19 protein-coding genes and 1 pseudogene are annotated in these 20,773 nt (G+C 58.1%); 8 read left to right on the top strand and 12 right to left on the bottom strand.

The genetic code is table 11. The features are described from left to right. Positions 1-485 (bottom strand): peroxidase family protein (locus tag QZ498_RS15385; protein WP_367117658.1); only part of this gene is annotated, 485 nt, incomplete at its 3' end. A gap of 164 nt (positions 486-649) precedes the next feature. Between QZ498_RS15385 and QZ498_RS15380 the strand changes: the two genes are divergently transcribed. Next, complete coding sequence (locus QZ498_RS15380) at positions 650-1,537, top strand: LysR substrate-binding domain-containing protein (RefSeq protein ID WP_294623811.1); 888 nt, start codon at positions 650-652, stop codon at positions 1,535-1,537. Positions 1,538-1,539: 2 nt separating this feature from the next. Here QZ498_RS15380 and dxs read toward each other — a convergent pair whose 3' ends face one another. From dxs to QZ498_RS15365, 3 genes are read right to left on the bottom strand one after another with little or no spacing between them, the layout of a single operon-like run. Further along, positions 1,540-3,468, bottom strand: a complete 1,929-nt coding sequence (dxs, locus tag QZ498_RS15375) for a 1-deoxy-D-xylulose-5-phosphate synthase (protein WP_294623816.1) — start codon at positions 3,466-3,468, stop codon at positions 1,540-1,542. 29 nt (positions 3,469-3,497) lie between these two features. Continuing rightward, entirely contained in the window at positions 3,498-4,430 is a 933-nt protein-coding gene (locus QZ498_RS15370; RefSeq protein ID WP_294623809.1) for a polyprenyl synthetase family protein, read from the bottom strand. Between the two features lie 9 nt (positions 4,431-4,439). Then, on the bottom strand, positions 4,440-4,682 hold the full coding sequence (locus tag QZ498_RS15365) for an exodeoxyribonuclease VII small subunit (RefSeq protein ID WP_294623807.1): 243 nt from the start codon (positions 4,680-4,682) through the stop codon (positions 4,440-4,442). 101 nt (positions 4,683-4,783) lie between these two features. On the opposite strand from QZ498_RS15365, the gene QZ498_RS15360 reads away from it, so the two are divergent. Further along, the gene (locus QZ498_RS15360) at positions 4,784-5,752 is read left to right on the top strand and encodes a phosphotransferase (RefSeq protein ID WP_294623805.1); all 969 of its coding nucleotides are present in this window, start codon (positions 4,784-4,786) and stop codon (positions 5,750-5,752) included. Here QZ498_RS15360 and QZ498_RS15355 read toward each other — a convergent pair whose 3' ends face one another. Continuing rightward, positions 5,753-7,303: a helicase HerA-like domain-containing protein gene (locus QZ498_RS15355; protein ID WP_294623803.1), complete on the bottom strand. Its 1,551-nt coding sequence runs from the start codon at positions 7,301-7,303 to the stop codon at positions 5,753-5,755. A 450-nt stretch (positions 7,304-7,753) separates the two neighbouring features. Between QZ498_RS15355 and QZ498_RS15350 the strand changes: the two genes are divergently transcribed. Next, on the top strand, positions 7,754-8,431 hold the full coding sequence (locus QZ498_RS15350) for an invasion associated locus B family protein (RefSeq protein ID WP_294623801.1): 678 nt from the start codon (positions 7,754-7,756) through the stop codon (positions 8,429-8,431). A gap of 79 nt (positions 8,432-8,510) precedes the next feature. On the opposite strand, the gene QZ498_RS15345 is transcribed toward QZ498_RS15350, so the two are convergent. Genes QZ498_RS15345 through QZ498_RS15330 form a run of 4 tightly spaced genes read right to left on the bottom strand, consistent with a single transcriptional unit; the run spans position 8,511 to position 12,693 of the window. Then, positions 8,511-9,722: a beta-ketoacyl synthase gene (locus QZ498_RS15345; RefSeq protein ID WP_294623799.1), complete on the bottom strand. Its 1,212-nt coding sequence runs from the start codon at positions 9,720-9,722 to the stop codon at positions 8,511-8,513. Beyond that, positions 9,719-9,976, bottom strand: a complete 258-nt coding sequence (locus QZ498_RS15340) for an acyl carrier protein (protein WP_294623797.1) — start codon at positions 9,974-9,976, stop codon at positions 9,719-9,721. Before QZ498_RS15340 ends, QZ498_RS15345 begins: the two co-directional genes overlap by 4 nt. Before the next feature lie 33 nt (positions 9,977-10,009). Further along, positions 10,010-11,101: a UDP-3-O-(3-hydroxymyristoyl)glucosamine N-acyltransferase gene (lpxD, locus tag QZ498_RS15335; protein ID WP_294623795.1), complete on the bottom strand. Its 1,092-nt coding sequence runs from the start codon at positions 11,099-11,101 to the stop codon at positions 10,010-10,012. A 26-nt stretch (positions 11,102-11,127) separates the two neighbouring features. Beyond that, a complete protein-coding gene (locus QZ498_RS15330; protein ID WP_294623813.1) occupies positions 11,128-12,693 on the bottom strand; it encodes a L,D-transpeptidase family protein in 1,566 nt (521 codons plus the stop codon). 369 nt (positions 12,694-13,062) lie between these two features. Here QZ498_RS15330 and QZ498_RS15325 point away from each other — a divergent pair, with 369 nt between their 5' ends. Next, the gene (locus tag QZ498_RS15325; RefSeq protein ID WP_294623793.1) at positions 13,063-13,632 is read left to right on the top strand and encodes a DUF882 domain-containing protein; all 570 of its coding nucleotides are present in this window, start codon (positions 13,063-13,065) and stop codon (positions 13,630-13,632) included. A gap of 77 nt (positions 13,633-13,709) precedes the next feature. On the opposite strand, the gene lipA is transcribed toward QZ498_RS15325, so the two are convergent. Then, positions 13,710-14,666: a lipoyl synthase gene (gene lipA / locus QZ498_RS15320; RefSeq protein WP_294623791.1), complete on the bottom strand. Its 957-nt coding sequence runs from the start codon at positions 14,664-14,666 to the stop codon at positions 13,710-13,712. A 268-nt stretch (positions 14,667-14,934) separates the two neighbouring features. Between lipA and QZ498_RS15315 the strand changes: the two genes are divergently transcribed. Continuing rightward, positions 14,935-15,660 (top strand): VIT1/CCC1 transporter family protein, encoded by a 726-nt coding sequence (locus QZ498_RS15315; RefSeq protein ID WP_294623789.1) that lies wholly within the window; start codon positions 14,935-14,937, stop codon positions 15,658-15,660. Here the strand turns inward: QZ498_RS15315 and QZ498_RS15310 are convergent. After that, positions 15,657-16,739 carry a DUF6456 domain-containing protein gene (locus QZ498_RS15310; protein ID WP_294623787.1) on the bottom strand — a complete coding sequence of 361 codons (1,083 nt, stop codon included), beginning with the start codon at positions 16,737-16,739 and terminating at the stop codon, positions 15,657-15,659. The two genes, QZ498_RS15315 and QZ498_RS15310, sit on opposite strands and share 4 nt — an antisense overlap. A 273-nt stretch (positions 16,740-17,012) precedes the next feature. On the opposite strand from QZ498_RS15310, the gene QZ498_RS15305 reads away from it, so the two are divergent. Then, on the top strand, positions 17,013-17,306 hold the full coding sequence (locus QZ498_RS15305; protein ID WP_294623785.1) for a DUF6477 family protein: 294 nt from the start codon (positions 17,013-17,015) through the stop codon (positions 17,304-17,306). 3 nt (positions 17,307-17,309) lie between these two features. Here QZ498_RS15305 and QZ498_RS15300 read toward each other — a convergent pair whose 3' ends face one another. Continuing rightward, positions 17,310-18,854 carry a trimethylamine methyltransferase family protein gene (locus tag QZ498_RS15300; RefSeq protein ID WP_294623783.1) on the bottom strand — a complete coding sequence of 515 codons (1,545 nt, stop codon included), beginning with the start codon at positions 18,852-18,854 and terminating at the stop codon, positions 17,310-17,312. Positions 18,855-19,049: 195 nt separating this feature from the next. On the opposite strand from QZ498_RS15300, the gene guaA reads away from it, so the two are divergent. Beyond that, positions 19,050-20,612, top strand: coding sequence for a glutamine-hydrolyzing GMP synthase (gene guaA, locus QZ498_RS15295; RefSeq protein ID WP_294623781.1), 1,563 nt, complete (start codon positions 19,050-19,052; stop codon positions 20,610-20,612). Positions 20,613-20,668: 56 nt separating this feature from the next. After that, positions 20,669-20,773, top strand: a pseudogene (locus QZ498_RS15290) (EamA family transporter); the annotation flags it as partial.

Raw genomic sequence — 20,773 nt, 5'->3', positions numbered from 1 at the left:
ATATCGCCGGCCAGGATGAAAAGATCGGCCCAGGAAACCTTGTTGCCGTATTTCTTCTTGATCGGCCAGAGCAGGCGGCGGGCCTTGTCGAGGCTGGTGTTATCGGGCCAGGAGTTGAGCGGCGCGAAGCGTTGGTTGCCGGTGCCACCGCCGCCACGGCCATCGGCCAGACGGTAGGAGCCTGCGGCGTGCCACGCCATCCGGATCATGAATCCACCATAGTGGCCCCAGTCAGCCGGCCACCAGTCTTGGCTGTCGGTCATCAGCGCGTGCATGTCTTTCTTGAGCGCGTCGACATCCAGCTTTTCCAACTCCTTGCGGTAGTTGAAATCGGGCCCCATCGGGTTGGTCTTGGTGTCGTGCTGATGCAGAATCTCGAGGTTGAGAGAGTTCGGCCACCACTCCATGTTCGAGGTCTCGTGGGAGGTTATGCCGCCATGCATGACAGGGCATTTCCCCGATGTGTTCACATCATTTCCGTCCATTTTCATCTCCGATGGTTGATATGTCTGTAGGCTCTGGTTCAAAGACCGCGTGCGAAGGCCGCCTAGATACAACTGACTTCCCCCACATGTCTTTAGAATCACTCTAACAAACTAGGCTCATTGGATTAAGTTGCATTTTCTGATTGCTTTGATAAGCAAAGATTATGGATAACTTCTCTTTGAAACAATTACGTTATTTTATTGCCCTTTCAAATCATGGGCATTTCGGCCGCGCCGCAGAGGCTTGTGCGATTTCGCAACCAGCCTTGTCCGTGCAAATCCGCGAGTTGGAGGCGGCAGTTGGGCAGGTTCTGTTCGAACGCGGTGCGCGACAGGTTCGCCTGACCCGGTTTGGAGAAGACTTCGCAATCCGGGTGCGGGATGTGTTGCGCTCGGTCGATGAGCTTTCGGAAATGGCGCGTGTGGCCGGGTCCGGCTTGTCGGGGTCATTGAGACTGGGCGTCATTCCAACGATCGCGCCCTACTTGCTGCCGCGCGTGATAGAAGCGCTGACGGCAGCATATCCCGATCTGGACCTGCATGTGCGCGAGACCATTACCCCGAGATTGTTGGAAGAACTGGGCGAAGGACGGTTGGATGCGGCTATTGTCGCCCTGCCCGTTTCCGAGCCATCGCTGATCGAAGTGTCGCTGTTTGACGAAAGCCTATTATTGGTGCGCCCGGAGGCTGAGCGTGATGCCCCGGTGCCGCGCCCCGAGACATTGCGGCAAATGCGGTTATTGCTTTTGGAGGAAGGTCACTGTTTTCGCGACCAGGCCCTATCCTTTTGCCATTTGGCGCAGTCGCGGGAGCGCGAAGGTCTGGATGGCAGTTCATTGTCGACCTTGGTGCAGATGGTCGGAGCCGGGCTTGGCGTGACTTTGATACCGGAAATGGCCGTGCCGGTTGAGACCCGTTCGGCCAATGTCAGCCTCGCGCGGTTCGACGACCCGCAACCGGGGCGGACGGTTGGCATGGTTTGGCGCAAGTCCAGCCCCCTGTCGGAAGATTTGTTGCGCTTGTCGGAGGTCGTGGGCGCCGCGGCCCAATAGCCTCAGGCGCGCTTGCTGTCGATCCGCGCCACGCCCAGCACATCCAGAACCCGCGCTTCGATATCGGCGGCATTAAGGCCAGCGGTAGCGTACATGTCTTCCGGCGTGGCTTGGTCGATAAAGACATCGGGCAACACCATGGAGCGGAATTTCAGCCCATGGTCGAACACGCCGTGTTCGGCCAGAAGATGGCTGACGTGGCTGCCAAAGCCACCGATTGCGCCTTCCTCGATCGTGATCAGGGCCTCGTGACCCGCAGCCAGATCAAGGATCAGTGCGGTATCGAGGGGCTTGGCAAAGCGGGCATCGGCCACGGTGGGGGTAATGCCGCGCGCGGTAAGGGCCTCGGAGGCTTTCATCACTTCGCCCAGACGTGTGCCGAAGGACAGTAGTGCGACGCGGCTACCTTCCTGAATCATGCGGCCCTTGCCGATTTCCAGAACCTCGCCGCGCTCGGGCATGTCAACGCCTTCACCTTCACCACGCGGGTAGCGAAAGGCGATTGGTCCTTCGGTATGCGCCACAGCGGTGGCGACCATATGCTTCAGTTCCGCCTCGTCCGCGGCGGCCATGACCGTAAAACCGGGAAGATTTGAGAGATAGGCGACATCGTAACTTCCGGCGTGGGTGGCCCCATCGGCGCCGACAAGCCCGGCGCGATCAATGGCGAAGCGGACCGGAAGGCGCTGGATCGCGACATCATGGACGACTTGATCGTAACCCCGTTGCAGGAAAGTCGAATAGAGCGCGCAAAAGGGCTTCATCCCACCGGCCGCTAGGCCAGCGGAGAATGTCACGGCGTGTTGTTCGGCAATCCCGACATCAAAGCAGCGACTGGGATAGCGGTTTTGAAAAAGGTCCAACCCGGTGCCATCGGGCATGGCAGCGGTGATCGCGCAGACCTTGTCATCAAGGGCCGCTTCTTGCATCAGCGCCTCGGCAAAGACCTTTGTATAGCTTGGCGCGTTCGAAGCAGCTTTCTTTTGCTCGCCGGTGGCCACATCGAACTTCGCCGTGGCATGGCCGCCATCGCTGCGGGTTTCGGCGGGGCCGTATCCCTTGCCCTTCTTGGTGCAGACGTGAATGAGGATAGGGCCGTTGGCGCGCTGGCGCACGGTGCGCAAGATCGGCAAGAGCTGGTCCATGTCATGGCCGTCGATAGGGCCGACATAGCTGAATCCCAGTTCTTCAAAGAGCGTACCACCTACCGTCATACCCTTGAGCATTTCCTTGGCGCGCTTGGCCCCTTCTTGGAAGGGAGGCGGCAGAAGCGAGACCGCGCCCTTGGCTGCGGCCTTGAATTCCTGGAATGGCTCACCGGCATAAAGCCGCGAAAGGTAGGACGAGAGCGCCCCGACGGGGGGGGCAATTGACATCTCGTTGTCGTTCAGAATGACGATCAGGCGTTTACCGAGGTGACCGGCGTTGTTCATCGCCTCAAAGGCCATGCCGGCCGACATGGCCCCGTCCCCGATCACTGCGATGGCATCGCCGTGCCCGGTGTCGCAAGCCCCGCCCAGATCGCGCGCCACGGCAAAACCAAGCGCGGCACTGATCGAGGTCGAACTATGGGCCGCGCCGAAGGGGTCATAGGGCGACTCAGAGCGCTTGGTGAAACCCGACAGCCCATCCTTTTGCCGCAAGCTGCGCATACGGTCGCGCCGGCCTGTCAGGATTTTATGCGGGTAGGATTGGTGGCTGACATCCCAGATGATCTTGTCACGCGGCGCGTCAAAGACCGCATGCAGCGCCACTGTGAGTTCCACCACCCCCAGCCCCGCGCCCAAGTGCCCGCCGGTTTGCGACACGGCGGCGATGGTATCGGCGCGCAGCTCATGCGCCAGCTTGGTCAGCTCGGAGTCAGAAAACGCCTTGAGATCGGCGGGCGATTGCACGCGATCCAAAAGCGGCGTTTCGGGGTTCGGGGTCAGCGGTGGCTGCGACATGGCTAACGCCTTTCTTACACACGGCGCGAGATAACGAAGCGGGCGGCCTCGCGCAAGCACTCACCCTGCTCTTCGTATATATCTAGCGCTGTGCAGGCATTGTGCACGAGTTCGGCAGCATATTTCTTGGCCCCATCAAGGCCCATGTGGCTGACGAAGGTCGCTTTGCCACGCGTTTCATCCTTGCCCACGGCCTTGCCCATTTCCTCGGCATCGCCTTCGACATCCAGCACGTCATCCCAGATTTGGAAGGCCAGCCCAAGGCATTCGCCATAGGTATCAAGCGCCTGCCACTTCGCGTCATTCGCATCGGCCAGAAGCGCGCCGGCCCGCGCCGACCATCGGATCAAGGCCCCGGTTTTGCCCTGTTGGACCTGTTTTATCTGCGTCAGGCTGTAAGGCGTTTCACGGCTTTCAGCGGCGATATCCATCATCTGGCCGCCGACCATGCCATTATGACCGGCCGCGATGGCGAGAGTGCGAACCAGTTTTACCTGCACACGCGGGTCAGCGTAACCCGGCTGGCAGAGCAAATCGAAAGCAAGAGTTTGCAGCGCGTCGCCCGCCAGTACAGCAGTGTGTTCATTCCATTTGCGGTGCACTGTGGGCTGCCCCCGGCGCAGGTCGTCGTCATCCATGCAGGGCAAATCGTCGTGGATCAGCGAATAGGCATGGATACACTCGATCGCAAGCGCGGGGCCTAGGGACATGCGCGTATCGACCCCGTTCATACGGGCGGATTCCAGCACCAAGAATGCCCGCAACCCCTTGCCACCCGCAAGCGCGTATCGCATGGCGCCGGTCAGCTCGGGATGGAAAGACTGCCCCAAGGCCTCATCCTTCGCCGCAGAAATCAACGCTTGGGCGCGCTTCAACGCGCCTTCGAAAGGCCGCCGTTCAAGATCATCGTAACGGTCAAACTTGCGCCCGGAAAGGAAGGTGTCCATGACGGCAGGTCAGCCCGCGTCAACTGGCGTGGTTCCGGACGGCGCACCTTCGCCATCAAGCGTGATGGCGGCGACCTTTTCCTCGGCCTCTTTCAACTTGGCCTCGCAGCGTTTCTTGAGTTCAGCACCGCGTTCATAAAGCGTGATCGATTCCTCAAGCGCCACATCGCCGCGTTCCAGCTTGCCAACGACCTGTTCCAGTTCTTGCATGGCCGCTTCAAAAGACATTTCGGAAACGGGAGTGTCAGACATCGCATTGATCCTGTGGCTGCTGATTTGACATCACTCTAGCGGGGCTGCCGGGCAGGTTCAATTCGGTTGACGGGGAATGCGGGCTGGGGAATTCTGAAGTCATGAGCAAAGCCCCCCAGACAGTCGCCGATGATATAGAGCGGATAATGCAAGTCACCGAACGGTTTAGCGCTGCACAAACAGCCGATCCAGTTCTGCAAACCGTCGAGATTCAAGAAATCCTTCGGCTGGTCAAGGGCAAGCGCGCAATCATCGCTTGCCGCATGGGCGGGCGACCGGCAGTTGTGCGGATGTTTCTTGAGGACGACCCGGCCTTGTCGCAACGCGAATGGAACGAGCTTGAACGGATCTGGCCGTTTATGTCGCAAGGCCCATACCGCGTGGTCGAACCATTTCACCATTGCCCGACGCACAACCTCATGGTCGTGGAACGGGCGGAAGGAACGCCGCTTTTGGAAAAGCTGTGGCAAAGCGACAAAGCAGACCGGGCCCGGTATCTGGAGCCAGCGGCACGATGGTTGCGTCTGTACACCGGAGCGACCGAAGAGTGGCGCGGCGCGCGGCATCGACGTTGGCTGGCGAAGGCGGAACGCGCCGCGGGCCGACAAGCCTTCGATGCACTCCGGTTGATCGAGTCGGAGATTATCGCGCTTTTACATCAGATGGCTGATCGTATGGACGGTGCCGAATGGCGTACTGCCATTTCGCACGGAGATTTCCATCCCAATAACCTGATGGCAAGTCATGGTGATTTGGTTGGCATTGATACTGGTGGATCGGCACGAATGCCGATTTACAAGGATATGGCCCGGTTTCTGGTACATATGGGGCGGCGCGGCATGCTGCCATCGGGCAAGGCACGCTTGGGCGTCGATGCCATCGGCCTTGCGAACATGGAAGAGATCTTCGGCCTCAGTGCTTTTGAACGGCGCTTTGCCCTGCCCTTCATGATGGGGTGCGAGGTGCTATTGCGCGTGGAAACACAGGGCCTTTCGTCATCTCGCATTCGTCGCGCCGAAGCGATGTACGCCGCCTTTCGCGACGATCTGGCAGACTCGTTGACTTCGTAGTCAGCGCCCCTTGAACAGACCGCCAAGAATGCCACGCACGATCCGGCGTCCAGTGGTGCCTTTGAGTTCCTTGACCACGGCGCGGGTCAACGCCTCGCCAATACCCGAAGCGAGGCCGCCCTCGTCCTTGCGTTTGCTGGTCGACCGGGTGACGCCTTTGCCGGAATAGCGGCGCGCGGCGTTGAACTCACGCATTGCTGCGGACTCCTGTTCGGCGGCACGTTCGGCCTCTTCGGCCTCACGGGCGGCTTCCTCGGCGCGACCGGCCAGGATTTCATGGGCCGAGTGGCGATCCAGCACTTCTTCGTACTTGCCTGCGACGGGCGAGGCCGCGATCACTTGTTTGCGCTCTGCTTCCGAAATTGGACCCAGCTTCGAGGATGGCGGCCGAATGAGGGTGCGTTCCACAATACCCGGCACGCCATCGTCTTCGAGCATGGATGTCACCGCCTCGCCAACCCCCACATCGCGAATCGCATCAGCCACCTCGAAACGCGGATTGGGGCGGTAGGTTTCCGCCGCGCGCCTGAGTGCTTTTTGATCCCGCGCGGTAAAGGCTCGTAGCGCGTGTTGCACGCGGTTGCCCAATTGGCCAAGGATATCGTCCGGCACGTCATCGGGATTCTGGGTGATGAAATAGACGCCCACCCCCTTTGAACGGATCAGGCGCGCCACCTGTTCGACCTTGTCGAGCAACACATCCGGCGCGTCGTCGAACAACAAATGCGCCTCGTCAAAGAAGAAAACCAGCTTGGGTTTGTCCGGGTCGCCCACTTCGGGAAGGGTTTCGAAGAGTTCGCTGAGCAACCACAGAAGGAAAGTGGCGTAAAGGCGCGGCGACTGCATCAGGCGGTCGGAACTCAGGATATTGATCCGCCCCTGCCCTTCGGGTGTGCATTGCATGAGGTCCGACAGCTCCAGCGCGGGTTCGCCAAAAAACTGAGTAGCCCCCTGATTTTCCAGAACCAGCAACTCGCGCTGTATCGTGCCGACAGAGCGGGACGAAACATTCCCATAGCGCAGGGAAAGCTCATCCTCGTTCTCGCCCACCCAGACCAGAAGCGCTTGCAGGTCCTTGAGATCGAGCAACGGCATACCCTGCTCATCGGCCACGCGGAAGGCAATATTAAGCACACCTTCTTGGGCGTCGCTCAGGTTCATGAGCCGCGATAACAAAAGAGGCCCCATCTCAGCGACGGTGCTACGAATGGGATGGCCTTGTTCGCCAAATAGATCCCAGAAGGTAACCGGGAAAGATTCGTAGCTGTAATTGTCGAAACCGATGGTTCCGGCGCGTTTCATGAAGGCCTCGTGCAATTTGAAGCCTTGGCTGCCAGACGCCGCCAACCCCGAAAGATCGCCCTTCACATCAGATAGAAATACCGGCACCCCTGCCTTGGAAAATCCTTCCGCTAGAATTTGCAGGGTGACGGTTTTACCGGTTCCTGTGGCCCCTGCAATCAGCCCGTGACGATTGGCATACTCCAATAACAGTCCTTGTTTGACCCCATATTCGGGGCCACCCCCGCCAACGAACACATGATTTTCCACATCAAAGCCCCTGTCCCGATTTTTCCACGATCTGAACATACTCGCTTAACTTTTCTCTGCCAGTGTCAATTTTGCCCGATGCCTTGTGTCCTCTTGGGGTCGGGTGACTTCCTCCCTGTCAGACTGGCCGCGCCTTCGGGTGCGGCCCTTTTTGTTCGCTCAAGAAAAAGAATCTGTCGGATTTGTGCAGGTTGGCTGTTGACGGGTCTCTGCAACTGTCTTAGCGTCACGGTCAATGACTAAGTCGGCCAGTCCGGCAGGGAGAATACAGGAAAAGAGACCGAGAGGTCTCTTTTTCTTTTTGTCCGGATGAAACAATATGTTGCGCGCTTTTGTTGCAGCGGAAATCCGCCTTGATCCGTGGCAAGCGCCGAAGTTTTACCCTGACATGCCCTTGGCGTCGTGATAAGTCGCGCCTGACCTTATTGAGACAATTGAAACGGGGACAAAATGCCCAGACTTCTTTCGACTTTGCCGCTCATCATGTTGCTGACGATCGGAGGCGCCGTCACGGCGCAGGAAGACAGCGCGGACCAGGCCGAAGGCGCCGAAACGGCGACCGAGGCCGAAGCGACCACCACCACCGAAGAAACGACAAGCGATGAGGCTGCCGGCGACCCCGGCGCAGCTGAGCCTGCTGAAAGCGAGGCGCTTGACATGGGCCAAGAGGCCCAACAGGACCCAACCTACATCAAGGAAGAATTCGGCGACTGGCAGATGAAGTGCTTCCGCAGCGAAGCCGAGGAAGACCCCTGCCAGATGTATCAATTGTTGCGCGAGGACGCGGGCAACCCCGTTGCCGAGTTCAGCCTTTTCCGACTTCCCGAAGGCTCGCAAGCCGTGGCTGGGGCGACCATCGTCGTTCCGCTGGGCACGCTGCTGTCCGAGGAATTGAAAATCTCGGTCGATGGCGGCAAGGCGCGGGTTTACCCATTCCGCTTTTGCTCGATGGCGGGTTGCTTTGCACAGGTTGGCCTGACCCAAGCTGAGATCGATGCATTCAAGGCGGGAGCGACGGCAAACTTGCAGATCATCCCGGCACAGGCACCAAATCAGACGGTCAATATCAAGGCCTCTCTTAACGGGTTCACCGCTGCCTATGACAAGGTTTCAGTGGCTCAAAACTGATCTCCCAATCTCCTGAACAGGAAAACGCCGCGGCCGATTGGGACCGCGGCGTTTTTTCGTTTTGAAAGCCTGTTTTGGCTCAGCTGTGGCGTCGCAGCGCCAAGACCGCGTTCAGCCCTCCAAAAGCAAATGCGTTCGAGAGGGCAACCTCGACGTTTGCCTCGCGCGCCTCGTTCGGCACCACGTCCAAGGCGCATTCTGGATCGGGTTCATCGTAGTTGATGGTTGGCGCAATCACACCATCACGCAGGGCCATGATGCACGACAATAATTCCACGGCGCCTGTCCCGCCGATAAGGTGACCATGCATTGACTTGGTCGAAGAAATCATCAGGGCATCGGCATGTGCGCCGAATACATCCGCCACGGCGGCACTTTCGGTTTTGTCATTTGCTGCCGTTCCCGTGCCGTGTGCGTTGATGTAACCGACTTCGGTTGGATCAATGCGGGCGTCCCGCAACGCACCACGAATGGCCCGCGCCGCGCCCTGTTTCGAAGGCATGACGATATCGGATGCATCCGACGACATAGCATAGCCTGCAACCTCGGCGAGGATTTCAGCACCGCGCGCGCGGGCATGTTCGTATTCTTCGAAGACGAAGACGCCTGCCCCCTCACCCTGCACCATGCCATTGCGGTTGGCGGAGAATGGGCGGCACCCATCCTTGGACATGACGCGCAAGCCTTCCCAGGCTTTGACGCCGCCAAAGCAGAGCATCGACTCCGAGCCGCCGGTAATCATGACCGGTGTCAGACCGCCATGTACCATCTGGAAGGCCTGCGCCATGGCGTGATTGGAACTTGCACAGGCTGTAGCGACGGTAAAGCTGGGCCCTTTGAGGTTGAACTCCATCGACACATGACTGGCCGCCGCATTGTTCATCAACTTCGGCACGACGAAGGGGTGAACGCGATTCTTGCCGTCTTCGTAGACGGTTCGATAGTTATCATCGAGGGTGGTCATACCGCCCCCGGAATTGCCCAAGACCACACCAGCTCGGGCCGCCAGTTCACCCGAGAATTCAAGCCCGGACTGGCCAATCGCCTCACGTGCAGCAATCAGAGTGAATTGCGTAAAACGGTCATAGAGGGCAAGCTGCTGGCGGTTGAAGCGCGTTTCAGGGTCATATCCTTTGACCTGACCACCAATCTTGATGGCCAAACGGTCCACGTCGCGGAATTCAAGATCACTTATTCCGCAGCGTCCTTCGCGCATCGCCCCAAGCGTGTCTTTGACATTCTGGCCGAGCGAATTGATCGTCCCTGCACCGGTGATGACGACACGCTTCACGACTGTTCTTTCACCAAGGTCTCGATACCGGAGATGATCGAGGCGACCGAAGAAATGTCGAAGTCGCTCTGTTCGGGTTCGTTCGCGTTGAATGGCACTGAAATGTCGAACTCTTCCTCGATGGCGAAAATGCTTTCGACAAGGCCGAGGCTATCGATTCCAAGATCCTCCAAGGTGCTGTCCATCTTCACATCCGTGGGTTCCAGAACCGCCTGCTCTGCAATGATTTGGATGACACGATCCTTGATATTCATGGGCGTAACCTTTTGGGATTGTCCGATTTGGATTTAGTCACTCTGACTTTGGTTTGAAACAGTTTTCTTAAGCTCTGCGACATCCTTGAACAGCCGTTTTAGCCTGCGCAAGCCCTTGTAGATTTCCATCTGGGAGTCCATCTGGATCGCGGGATACCCGAGCATGACGCGCCCCTTTGGAACATTTGACATGAGTTTCGTCGCGCCACCTGTGATGACGTTGTCACCCACGAAAATATTGTCCGCCACTCCGGTCTGCCCTGCCATGACGACGTTATCGCCGACCTTGACCGAACCGGCCAAACCGACCTGTCCACAAAGCAAGCAATCGGACCCGATGATGCAATTGTGCCCAATTTGCACGAGGTTGTCGATCTTGGTGCCGTTGCCAATGACGGTATCGCGGACGGTACCGCGATCGATGGCACAGTTCGAGCCGACCTCCACATCATCACCGATGGATACGGCTCCAAGCGAGTGAATGCGTGCATGTTTCTGGGCCTTGATTTCACCCTGGTCCCCGAGGGTTTGGCGCACCTTTTCAGGGCCGGAAACCTCGGGCGTGACATAGGAAAAACCATCGCTCCCGATCACTGTGCTGGGTTGAGCAATGAAGCGCTTGCCGATCCGAACTCGCGCTCCAATGCGCACCCCTTCGCGAAGGAAACCGCTTTCGCCGATCTCTGCATCCGCACCAACGAAGCATTGCGGCCCAATGGTGGTGCCAGCCCCGATAACCACGCCTTTGCAGATCACCGAAAGAGGTCCGACAGAAACGCCTTCGCCAAGAGTTGCCGTTTCGTGAATCACCGCAGTCGGATGAATACCCTCGTCCCACCCTTGGCCGGGATCCATCATGGCGCTGAGGCCCGACAAGGCAAATCGTGGCCTTGGAGAAATGATCGCCGCATCAAGCCCGAAGGCCTGCAAGTCTGCGCCCTCCCACAGCATGGCTGCACGCGCACGGCCCTTTGGCAGAGCCTCGGCATACTCCGGTTTCATGGCAAGGGCCAATTGTGTGGGTGATGCGTCTGCTGGTTCAGCGACGCTATCCACCACAATATCAACGGCACCAAGGGCCTTGGCTCCAAGTGCCGTCGCAATTTGTTCAATCGTATAGGCCATGAGCGCCCCCTTGTTCGGGGACGGGTTTAGCCCCGAACAGCGCGCAGCGAAACCCCTGCCTTGCTGAGCGCGTCCCAGATACGCGCGTCACGGCCATAAACGTCGTTGCGGTATTGCGTTGGCCCTTTGGCTTGGGTGAAGGCAGTCCGATAGATGATGTGAACCGGCACTTTTTTCTCCAAATGAACATATGTTTCGCGACCTGTATCCAGCTTTGCGTGGAAAAACGCCTTAGGATTGCTTTCCTGTTTCGACAGAATCTCATACGCGAACTCGAACGGCTGGTGCAGGCGGATACAGCCGTGGCTGAAATCACGCTGCGCGCGTTGGAACAGACTCTTCTTGGGCGTATCGTGCAGATAAATGTTATATTTGTTGGGGAACATGAACTTCACCAAACCAAGCGCATTCCGGCTCGAAGGCGGCTGTTTGATCGCGAAGGGGAAATTCGATGCATTGTAGGCGTTGAAGTTGATCGCACTCCGGCTGACCTGCTGGCCGCGGCTATTGTAAAGGCGTAGATGGCCAGCGGCATTTCGGTTTCGCTTCATCTTCGGAAGGTATTCCTTCACTGCGATCGACCGTGGAACATGCCACGTGGGGTTGATGACCATGTATTCCATCGCGTCCGAGAACTCTGGACTGCGGCGGTCGTATTGGTTTTTGCCGACGACCGCGCGTGTGCTGAAGGTGACACGGTCACTATCGACAATGCGCGCCGTGAAATCAGTCAGGTTGACCAAGATGTGGCGCTTGCCTCGTTCGGTGTTGAACCACCGCTCTCGCTCCATGGCCACGAGGACAGATTGCAGGCGCGACTGTACCGGCGTATTGATCGCCTTGATCGTCGAAGGGCCTGCAACACCATCGGTCTCAAGTCCATGCGCGGCCTGGAACTGTTGAACGGCAGATTGAAGCGTTTCGTCATAGGTTTGGCTGGCCGAGCGGCGTAGGAACCCCATCGCCATCAAGCGATTGCGCAGCGCGACCACCGCGGGACCAGATTGCCCGGGTTTCAGAGTTTCTGATGGCACCGACGGCCCCCAGCCGCCCGAGGCCATGAGGCGCTCAAGCCGGATTTTCTCCTTCATCAGACGGGCGTATTCATTGGTCTTGGGCGGCAGCGCGCGGAAGAACCCTCTCGGATTGCTTTTCGCGAAATTGGTCAGGTACGAAACTCTTTCCCTGTATGGAACCTGCCGTTTGATATCGCCATCAACACGCGAAGGGATCAAAGCACCCGTCTGCATGTCGCGGGCGAGTTGAAGAAAGGTACGGCTCATTTCGACTTCGACAAACCCGCGGTCACGCGCCGTCCGGGCCGATTTGAGTTTTTCCATCAAACCTTCGGCATCGTACCGTCGGGCTGGCAGCCCATGGTCATCCGCCGCTGCGATTGCATCAAAAAGCGCAGCACGTCTGCGGCGGTCCTTGCCGGCGTTGCCGGTCCAAATGCCTTCGTAATTGTTGGCTTGATAGAATGCAGCCATGTCACGGTCCCTGGCAGCGGCCTCGGCGACGGCCTGCTTGAACGCCGTGACCTGAGCGGCACCATCACGTGGCATGGCGACCAGTCCCAGCAGTATGGCCATGCTAAACAGCAGCCAGCGTCCAAATCCCTTGACCGAAACCTGTGTCATCGTCATTCCCTTCACCAATTCGCGCAAAAGCTTTGTCATTCTCTGTGGTTGGCAGAACGAGTCCTGTCCATTCAAATCTTCGACAGCGCTAAATCATCGGCCCAAATTGCGGCCTTGTCGCATCGGATTCCACGCAATTTGGGCACAGCTCGCAATTTTTGCGCAAAATCCCGCCGAAATTTCTTGCTAGAATCAATTCTAACAAAACTTCTCTTGGTCCGTGATTCTGATTGTGCCATACAGTTCGCGCATCTGGGGATGAGATGGCAGGTCCGCCCAAACGGCGGCAAACAGGTAAGCGACGGGACAGGCGCTATTCATATGACGAACCACAGCTCGTTGAGCATGACGCGGCGCGCCTTGCTGGGTGCATTTGCAGCAACCGCAGTAACGGCGGCCCCTACCTATTCCAATGCAGCAGGCTTCCTGCGTGGTGGTGGCGATATCCGCCGGATCAAGATGACGTCGCCAAGAACAGGCGAGAGCATCGACACGATCTATTGGATCGAAGGCAATTACATCAAAGACGCGGTGCGCGAGATCAACCTCTTCATGCGCGATTGGCGCACGAATGACGTTCACAACATCGACCTGCGCACCATCGACATCATGGCCGCCAGCCATAACTTGCTGGATGTCAACGAACCCTACACGCTGCTTTCCGGGTATCGCAGTCCGAAAACCAACGCCATGCTGCGCCGCCGGTCGAGCGGTGTCGCCAAGAACTCGCGGCACCTGCGTGGACAAGCGGCGGACTTGCGGCTCAACTCGCGGTCCGTGAGCCAGATGTATCGTGCCGCCATATCTTGCAAAGGCGGTGGCGTAGGCCGATATTCAGGGTCGAACTTCGTTCACATGGATTGCGGCCCGGTGCGCAGTTGGGGCAGATAAGATACATCAAGTAATCCGGATACAAAAAAAAACACCGGCCAAACGGCCGGTGTTTTTTTTACAGCGTTTAAGACCGTTTAGGCTCCGGTTTGTGCGAGACGTTCAAGCCGCGCTTCGCGCAAACGTTCAAAATCATCACCGGCGTGATAGGACGACCGCGTCAGCGGTGTGGCAGAGACCATCAAAAATCCTTTGCCATACGCAGCTTTCTCGTAAGCCTTGAATTCATCCGGGTGCACGAAGCGATCCACCACATGGTGTTTTGGCGTCGGCTGCAAGTATTGGCCGATCGTCAGGAAATCGATATCCGCGGCCCGCATATCATCCATCACCTGATGCACATGCTGACGCTCTTCGCCAAGCCCGACCATGATGCCCGACTTGGTAAACATGCTTGGATCAAGTTCTTTCACCCGTTGCAGCAACCGCAGACTATGAAAATACCGCGCGCCCGGGCGAACCGACGGATAGAGCGCGGGTACCGTTTCAAGGTTGTGGTTGAACACGTCGGGTTTGGCGGCCACGACGGTTTCCAGAACCTCGGGCGCACAATGCAGGAAATCGGGCGTCAGGATTTCAATCGTGGTTCCGGGACTGCGGTGTCGGACGGCGCGAATTGTTTGCGCGAAATGTTCGGCCCCGCCGTCGTCGACATCATCGCGGTCGACCGAGGTGATCACCACGTGGTTCAACCCGAGTTTCTGGACAGCATCCGCCACCCTGCCCGGCTCAAACACATCCAGCGCTTCGGGCTTGCCGGTGGCCACGTTGCAGAAGGTACAGCCACGGGTGCAAATGTCGCCCATGATCATCATGGTGGCATGACCCTGGCTCCAGCATTCCCCGGCATTGGGGCAGCCCGCCTCTTCGCAGACCGTCACAAGGTTATGCTCACGCATGATCTTGTGGGTTTCGTGATAGCCCTTTCCGGAAGGCGCCTTAACGCGAATCCAGTCCGGTTTCTTGGGCTGTGCATTGTCCGGGCGGTGCGCCTTTTCGGGATGGCGTTGATCCGGAATCTTGAGGTCTCGCACGAATTTTTCCCCGCGAATGGTTTGGTAACACTGCATAACTATAGTGCACAGCGGTGGGGAGTACCAGTTCTGCATAACCGCCATGCGGTCACATTGCAGCCCGGATAACGAGTGCCCACCGCGTTTCAAGGTGTTAAGTTGCTTACCGGCTCGCCCTATTTTGGGGCGGGTCGGCCCTTAATCACGGCAGATGGGGCAAATTGATTGCGCAAGACGCTCCGTCAGGTATTTTTCCCGCAAATTTCGCACCAAACCCATCGGAGCAAATATGGATTGGCAGGCCCATCGGCGCGAGGCACATGCCCTTGGCCAAACGCAAGAATTCCTGAAGCAGATTGTTTATGGCGGGAATGACGGCATTGTAACGACATTCGCGATCGTTGCCGGGTTTGCAGGGGCTGCTGCGGATGGCGTCGCTCAAATCGGTGGTGTGGCCGTACTGGTATTCGGTTTGGCGAATTTGTTCGCGGACGCGGTCAGCATGGGTTTGGGTGAGTTTCTGTCCGCCCGGTCACAGCATGATCTTTACCGCTCACGCCGCGAAAGCGAAATGCGCGAGATTGAAGAAAACCCCGAACAAGAACGGATGGAGCTTTTTGAGATTTTACGCCAGCGTGGCCTGCCCGCCGGTGAAGCGGATACGACAACGGCCATTCTATCCCGTCACCCAAAAATCATGGCGGATCTGATGATGACCTATGAATTCGGAATGCAGGATCCCGACGAAGACAGTCCTGCCCTCAACGGCTTGTTCACTTTTCTGTCTTTCGTCCTCTTCGGGGCCATTCCACTTGTGCCATACTTCTTGCTTGAACCTACCGACACGACCTTCCTGTTGTCGGTCGCAGCCACGCTGAGCGCGCTCATCGGACTTGGCCTGTTGCGGTGGAGCGCGACGCGCGAGCGCATCGCGCGATCCATCGGAGAAACCGTACTGGTCGGCGCAGTTTGTGCTGTTGTCGCCTTTTCCGTCGGCTGGATCGTGGGTGGCTAACCCATCAGTCCGGATTGCTCCCCGGCACTTTCATAGTGCCGTTTGAGGCGTTGCAACGCGATGCGCAAAACGATTTTTCCCGATCGCGCGGACCAACCCATGCGTTTCTCCGCCTTTTCAAGCCCTTCTAGATGGCAGCAGCAATTCAAGGCCACATCGCCCAATCCCGGCCCCAATTCGCGCAAGGCAATCAAGACACGTTCACGCGCTGCCCGTTGGCTGCGATCAGCGGCCTGCGGCAAGTTTGATTGGGATTTGATAAAGCTGTCGACTGTCCGGCAAGTCAGCGTGTTCAAACCGGCGAGTTCGAAGTCTTCACGCAAACGCTCGCCTGAACGAACCAGGTCTTGCGATAAAAACCGACGCCCATCCTTATCCTTGCGACGCGCCAGAGCGGCAATCGGTGTCTCTGCACTACTGTATCGGACACGCTTACGCACAGACGGTTGCTCGGGTTTTTCATGGGGCTCAAGACGCGTCTTGCCTTGAAACTGGGCTCTGGCCTCGGCAAAGCCTGAGGCGCGGTTTTCTGCCCCCGCCATCATCCGATTCAGGGCCAGCCGCCCCTCGCGGGTTATTTGATATCGAGAGACACGACCCGGAACATCGCACGAAATCCATTGTTTAAGTGCCATCGCTTCGGCAATCTCGTTATCCACGACAGCCGTATGAGATTCTTCGTCTGTCCCGGCATCACGGATAACAATCGCCTTTTGCATGTCCTGCGCAACGGCCAAGAGTGCACCGGGCTCGCTCAGACGGCGCAAAATCGTCAAGGATTCCGCGGACAAACGCTCTTCGCTCAGCGGTGCCTTTTGTTGGTGGTCGGGCTTATTTGTACAAGCGATCATAAGGCTCTCCTTTTTTGAAGAACCGGTGCGCGGGGCTGCCACGCGCTGTCCCAAACGCCGCAAAGCGTGATCGAAAAGCAGGTCATCACGCTTGGTTTCGCAAGCTCGGATTTGACGCAGAATGGTCGAGGCGTGGCAGCCAGCTTCGCGAGCAATGGCTCGTATCGACGCCCCTGTTTCAATATGCGCCAAATAATGCAATGCGGCACGTGGCACCCATGATGGCACGGCACCGCCCCCCTCGTTCCCAAAGGGTTGGATTGATCCGTTCGCCATATGGTCCCTCCCGTGATTTCAAGCCTTCCACCCACTTATCCACAACCATTAACACAACCTTTGCGAGCACTTCTTGCCGGTTCATAGTCTTTAACGACCGGTCAAAAATGGTTTCCCAATTGTAAATAAACGGAAAAGCCAGCGTTCGCTCCAAAGTGACCTGACGCAACACCCCTTTAAGTTGTGCAAACTTATCCCCGTCCATTCATGTACGGGAGCAAACCAATGAAAGACATTCTTTCTCGACTTCACGAAGTCAGGCGGCCTGGGCTTTTGATCCGCACCGCCCGTATCGGGGCACAGGAATATCGCCGAGGAACGCATCTTCAGCGGCTGATCGGAGACATCCCACCCGCTTCTAGTGGAGCTGCCCTGATGCAATTGATGGAGTTGGAGGCAGAGATCAACGAATGTCGCAAAAACGAAGGGGCCGGGTATTCCCCGGCCCGTCACGTCGACATTCTTATTGCGATGATGGGCGAGGCGCGCTTGCTTCGGCAAGCACGCCAGCGCGTTTAGTCATCAGGTGAAAGCATCCGGCATCGAGTCTTTTTTCTGGGACACGTAAGCCGCCAGTGCTTCTGCAATCGCCGGGTCCAAAGCAGGTTGCTGATAGTTGGTCAGCATCTGGTGCATCTTGGCATTGGCCAAGGTCATGGTGTCGCGCTCACCGTCTTCATGCCATGTCTCGAAAGGCTTGTAATCCAAGACATCCGAGCGCCAGAACGCCTCTTTGAAATTGGCTTGCGTGTGCGCGCAGCCAAGATAGTGACCTCCGGGGCCCACTTCGCGGATTGCTTCCATGGCTTGCCCGTTTTCATCCGTGGGAATACCCGCCGCCAGCTTGTGCAAAACGCCCAGCTGGTCGGCATCCATGACGAATTTCTCAAAGCTGGCCACAAGGCCACCCTCAAGCCAGCCGCAGCTGTGCAACATGAAGTTCACACCACCCAGCAAAACAGCGTTCAGCGTGTTGGCTGTTTCATACGCCGCCTGTGCATCCGGCAGCTTGGAGCCGCAAAGCGACCCACCCGACCGGAACGGCAGCCCCATCCGGCGGGCCAATTGCCCGGCGCCATAGATGATTTGGCTGGCCTCCGGTGTCCCAAAGGTCGGTGCACCACTGTTCATGTCGATCGAGCTGACAAAAGCCCCGAAAATCACCGGCGCACCGGGGCGCACCAATTGGCTATAGGAGATCCCGGCCATCACTTCGGCCAGCACCTGGGTCAGTGTTCCCATGACCGATACCGGGGCCATCGCCCCGCCGACGATAAAGGGCGACACGATGCAGGCTTGGTTGTTCTTGGCATAGACCTCAAGCGCACCCATCATCACCTCGTCAAAGGTCATGGGGGAGTTCACGTTGATAAGCGAGGTCATCACCGTGTTGTCCTGCACAAAATCCTTACCGAACAGGATTTCGCACATCTCAACGCTGTCCTGCGCACGGCTGGGGTCTGTGACCGAGCCCATGAAAGGCTTATCGCTCAGGGTCATATGCGCGTGCAGCATATCGAGGTGACGCTTGTTCACCGGAATATCGGTGGGTTCGCACACCGTCCCGCCGGAATGGTGCAACCACTTTGACATATAGCCCAGTTTCACGAAGCGCTCGAAATCGGCCATGGTGGCATAACGGCGGCCACCTTCCATATCGCGCACGAAGGGCGGGCCGTAAATCGGCGCACAGACCAGCGTGTTACCACCGATCTCGACATTCCGTTCCGGGTTGCGCGCATGCTGGGTAAAACGCGACGGCGCGGTCGAGCACAGCTTGCGGGCCAAACCGCGCGGAATGCGCACGCGTTCGCCCTGAACATCCGCCCCGGCCTCGCGCCAGCGGTCCAGCGCGGCAGGGTTTTCAACGAAGTTGACGCCGATCTCTTCCAGAATCGTTTCGGCGTTTGTCTCGATAATCTCAAGCGCCTCTTCGTCCAGCACTTCGTAAAGCGGAATGTTCCGCTCGATATACTTGGCGGTCTCGACGCTGACGGCGGTCCGTTCTGCCCGGCGGGCGGCTCCACCGCCGCCACGGCCACGTCTACGGGTTGCTGCTTCGGCCATGTTTTACCCCTGCAATGATTTGCACCCCCCTCGGGTGCAGCTTCCCGAGATATTATCGCAGCACCTCCCCCCTCCATCGGAGATTTGCGCCCTTTCAGGTGCTATAGCGACATATGGCACCACAGCTTGTGTCGATTTTTGCAGATTCCCATTGGCCCCTTGCGCAAATCGCGCCCCGGGCCTACTAGGCAAGACATGAGCCAGACATCGCACGACCGCCTTCTTATCATAGACTTCGGCAGCCAGGTGACGCAGCTGATCGCCCGCCGCCTGCGCGAATTGAACGTCTATTGTGAAATCCATCCCTTCCAGAACGTCACCGACGCCTTTCTCAAGGAATTTGCGCCCAAAGCCGTGATTTTCTCCGGCGGTCCGGCCAGCGTGATCGACGAAGGGTCACCCCGCCCGCCCGAAGCGGTGTTCGATCTGGGCGTGCCGATCTTGGGCATCTGTTACGGTCAACAGGTGATGATGCATATGCTGGGCGGTCGCGTCGAACGCGGCCATGGCACCGCCGAATTCGGCCGCGCCTATGTCACCCCCTCCGAACAGCGAATCGATCTGCTCACCGGCTGGTTCCTTGAAGAACGCGAACAAGTCTGGATGAGCCACGGCGACCACGTCAGCAGCATCGCCCCGGGCTTTGAGGTCTATGGCACCTCCCCCAATGCGCCTTTTGCCATCACCGCCGACCTCAACCGCAATTTCTATGCCGTGCAGTTCCACCCCGAGGTGCACCACACCCCCAACGGCAAAACGCTTTACGAAAACTTCGTGCGTTTGGCCGGCTTCAAGGGTGACTGGACCATGGCCGCCTATAAAGACGAGGCGATCCGCCTGATCCGCGAACAGGTGGGCGACAAACAGGTGATCTGCGGCCTTTCGGGCGGCGTCGACAGCTCCGTTGCCGCGGTCCTGATCCACGAGGCCATCGGCGATCAACTGACCTGTGTTTTCGTCGATCACGGACTTTTGCGCCTCAACGAGGCCGACGAGGTCGTCGGCATGTTCCGCGATCACTACAACATCCCGCTCATCCACGCGGATGAATCCGACCTCTTCTTGGGTGAACTTGAAGGCATAAGCGATCCGGAAGAAAAGAGAAAAACCATTGGCCGCCTCTTCATCGACGTGTTCCAGAAATACGCCGGTGACATCGAAGGAGCCGAGTTTCTGGCCCAAGGCACGCTTTACCCGGACGTCATTGAATCGGTCAGCTTCTCCGGCGGTCCCTCGGTCACGATCAAAAGCCACCACAACGTGGGCGGCTTGCCCGAAAAGATGGGCCTGAAACTGGTTGAACCACTACGCGAACTTTTCAAGGACGAAGTGCGCGCGCTAGGCCATGAACTGGGTCTGCCCGCCTCTTTCATCGGGCGCCACCCTTTCCCCGGGCCGGGCCTTGCCATCCGCTGCCCCGGTGAGATCACGCGCGACAAGCTGGAAATTCTGCGCAAGGCCGATGCGGTCTACATCGACCAAATCCGCAAACATGGGCTTTACGATGAGATTTGGCAGGCCTTCGTCGCCATCCTTCCTGTGCGCACCGTGGGCGTGATGGGCGACGGGCGCACCTATGACTACGCCTGCGCCCTGCGTGCCGTGACCTCGGTCGATGGGATGACCGCCGATTACTACCCCTTCTCCCACGATTTCCTTGGCGAAACCGCGACCCGCATCATCAACGAGGTGAAGGGCATCAACCGCGTGACCTATGACGTCACTTCCAAACCGCCCGGCACGATCGAGTGGGAGTGACCCCAAAAGCGCCCGCCCAAAACGATCCCGCCGCGGTCATTCGCGCGGCGCTCTGGATGCTGGGCGCGGTCCTCTCCTTTTCCACCATGGCCATCGCGGGCCGTGAAGTCAGCTTTGAACTCGATACCTTCGAGATCATGATGTATCGAAGTGTGATTGGC

It is taken from the genome of uncultured Roseovarius sp., from assembly GCF_913057115.1.
GTDB lineage: Bacteria > Pseudomonadota > Alphaproteobacteria > Rhodobacterales > Rhodobacteraceae > Roseovarius.
Note: the sequence above shows the minus strand (reverse complement) of the source record. Positions and strands in the feature narration are given on the sequence as shown.

Bases quoted from the DNA above. Each gene is read 5' to 3' on its own strand.
- QZ498_RS15380 (WP_294623811.1), top strand. From the start codon at position 650: ATGGATAACTTCTCTTTGAAACAATTACGTTATTTTATTGCCCTTTCA.
- QZ498_RS15370 (WP_294623809.1), bottom strand. From the start codon at position 4,430: ATGGACACCTTCCTTTCCGGGCGCAAGTTTGACCGTTACGATGATCTT.
- QZ498_RS15365 (WP_294623807.1), bottom strand. From the start codon at position 4,682: ATGTCTGACACTCCCGTTTCCGAAATGTCTTTTGAAGCGGCCATGCAA.
- QZ498_RS15360 (WP_294623805.1), top strand. From the start codon at position 4,784: ATGAGCAAAGCCCCCCAGACAGTCGCCGATGATATAGAGCGGATAATG.
- QZ498_RS15350 (WP_294623801.1), top strand. From the start codon at position 7,754: ATGCCCAGACTTCTTTCGACTTTGCCGCTCATCATGTTGCTGACGATC.
- QZ498_RS15340 (WP_294623797.1), bottom strand. From the start codon at position 9,976: ATGAATATCAAGGATCGTGTCATCCAAATCATTGCAGAGCAGGCGGTT.
- lpxD (WP_294623795.1), bottom strand. From the start codon at position 11,101: ATGGCCTATACGATTGAACAAATTGCGACGGCACTTGGAGCCAAGGCC.
- QZ498_RS15330 (WP_294623813.1), bottom strand. From the start codon at position 12,693: ATGGCCATACTGCTGGGACTGGTCGCCATGCCACGTGATGGTGCCGCT.
- QZ498_RS15325 (WP_294623793.1), top strand. From the start codon at position 13,063: ATGACGAACCACAGCTCGTTGAGCATGACGCGGCGCGCCTTGCTGGGT.
- QZ498_RS15315 (WP_294623789.1), top strand. From the start codon at position 14,935: ATGGATTGGCAGGCCCATCGGCGCGAGGCACATGCCCTTGGCCAAACG.
- QZ498_RS15305 (WP_294623785.1), top strand. From the start codon at position 17,013: ATGAAAGACATTCTTTCTCGACTTCACGAAGTCAGGCGGCCTGGGCTT.
- QZ498_RS15300 (WP_294623783.1), bottom strand. From the start codon at position 18,854: ATGGCCGAAGCAGCAACCCGTAGACGTGGCCGTGGCGGCGGTGGAGCC.
- guaA (WP_294623781.1), top strand. From the start codon at position 19,050: ATGAGCCAGACATCGCACGACCGCCTTCTTATCATAGACTTCGGCAGC.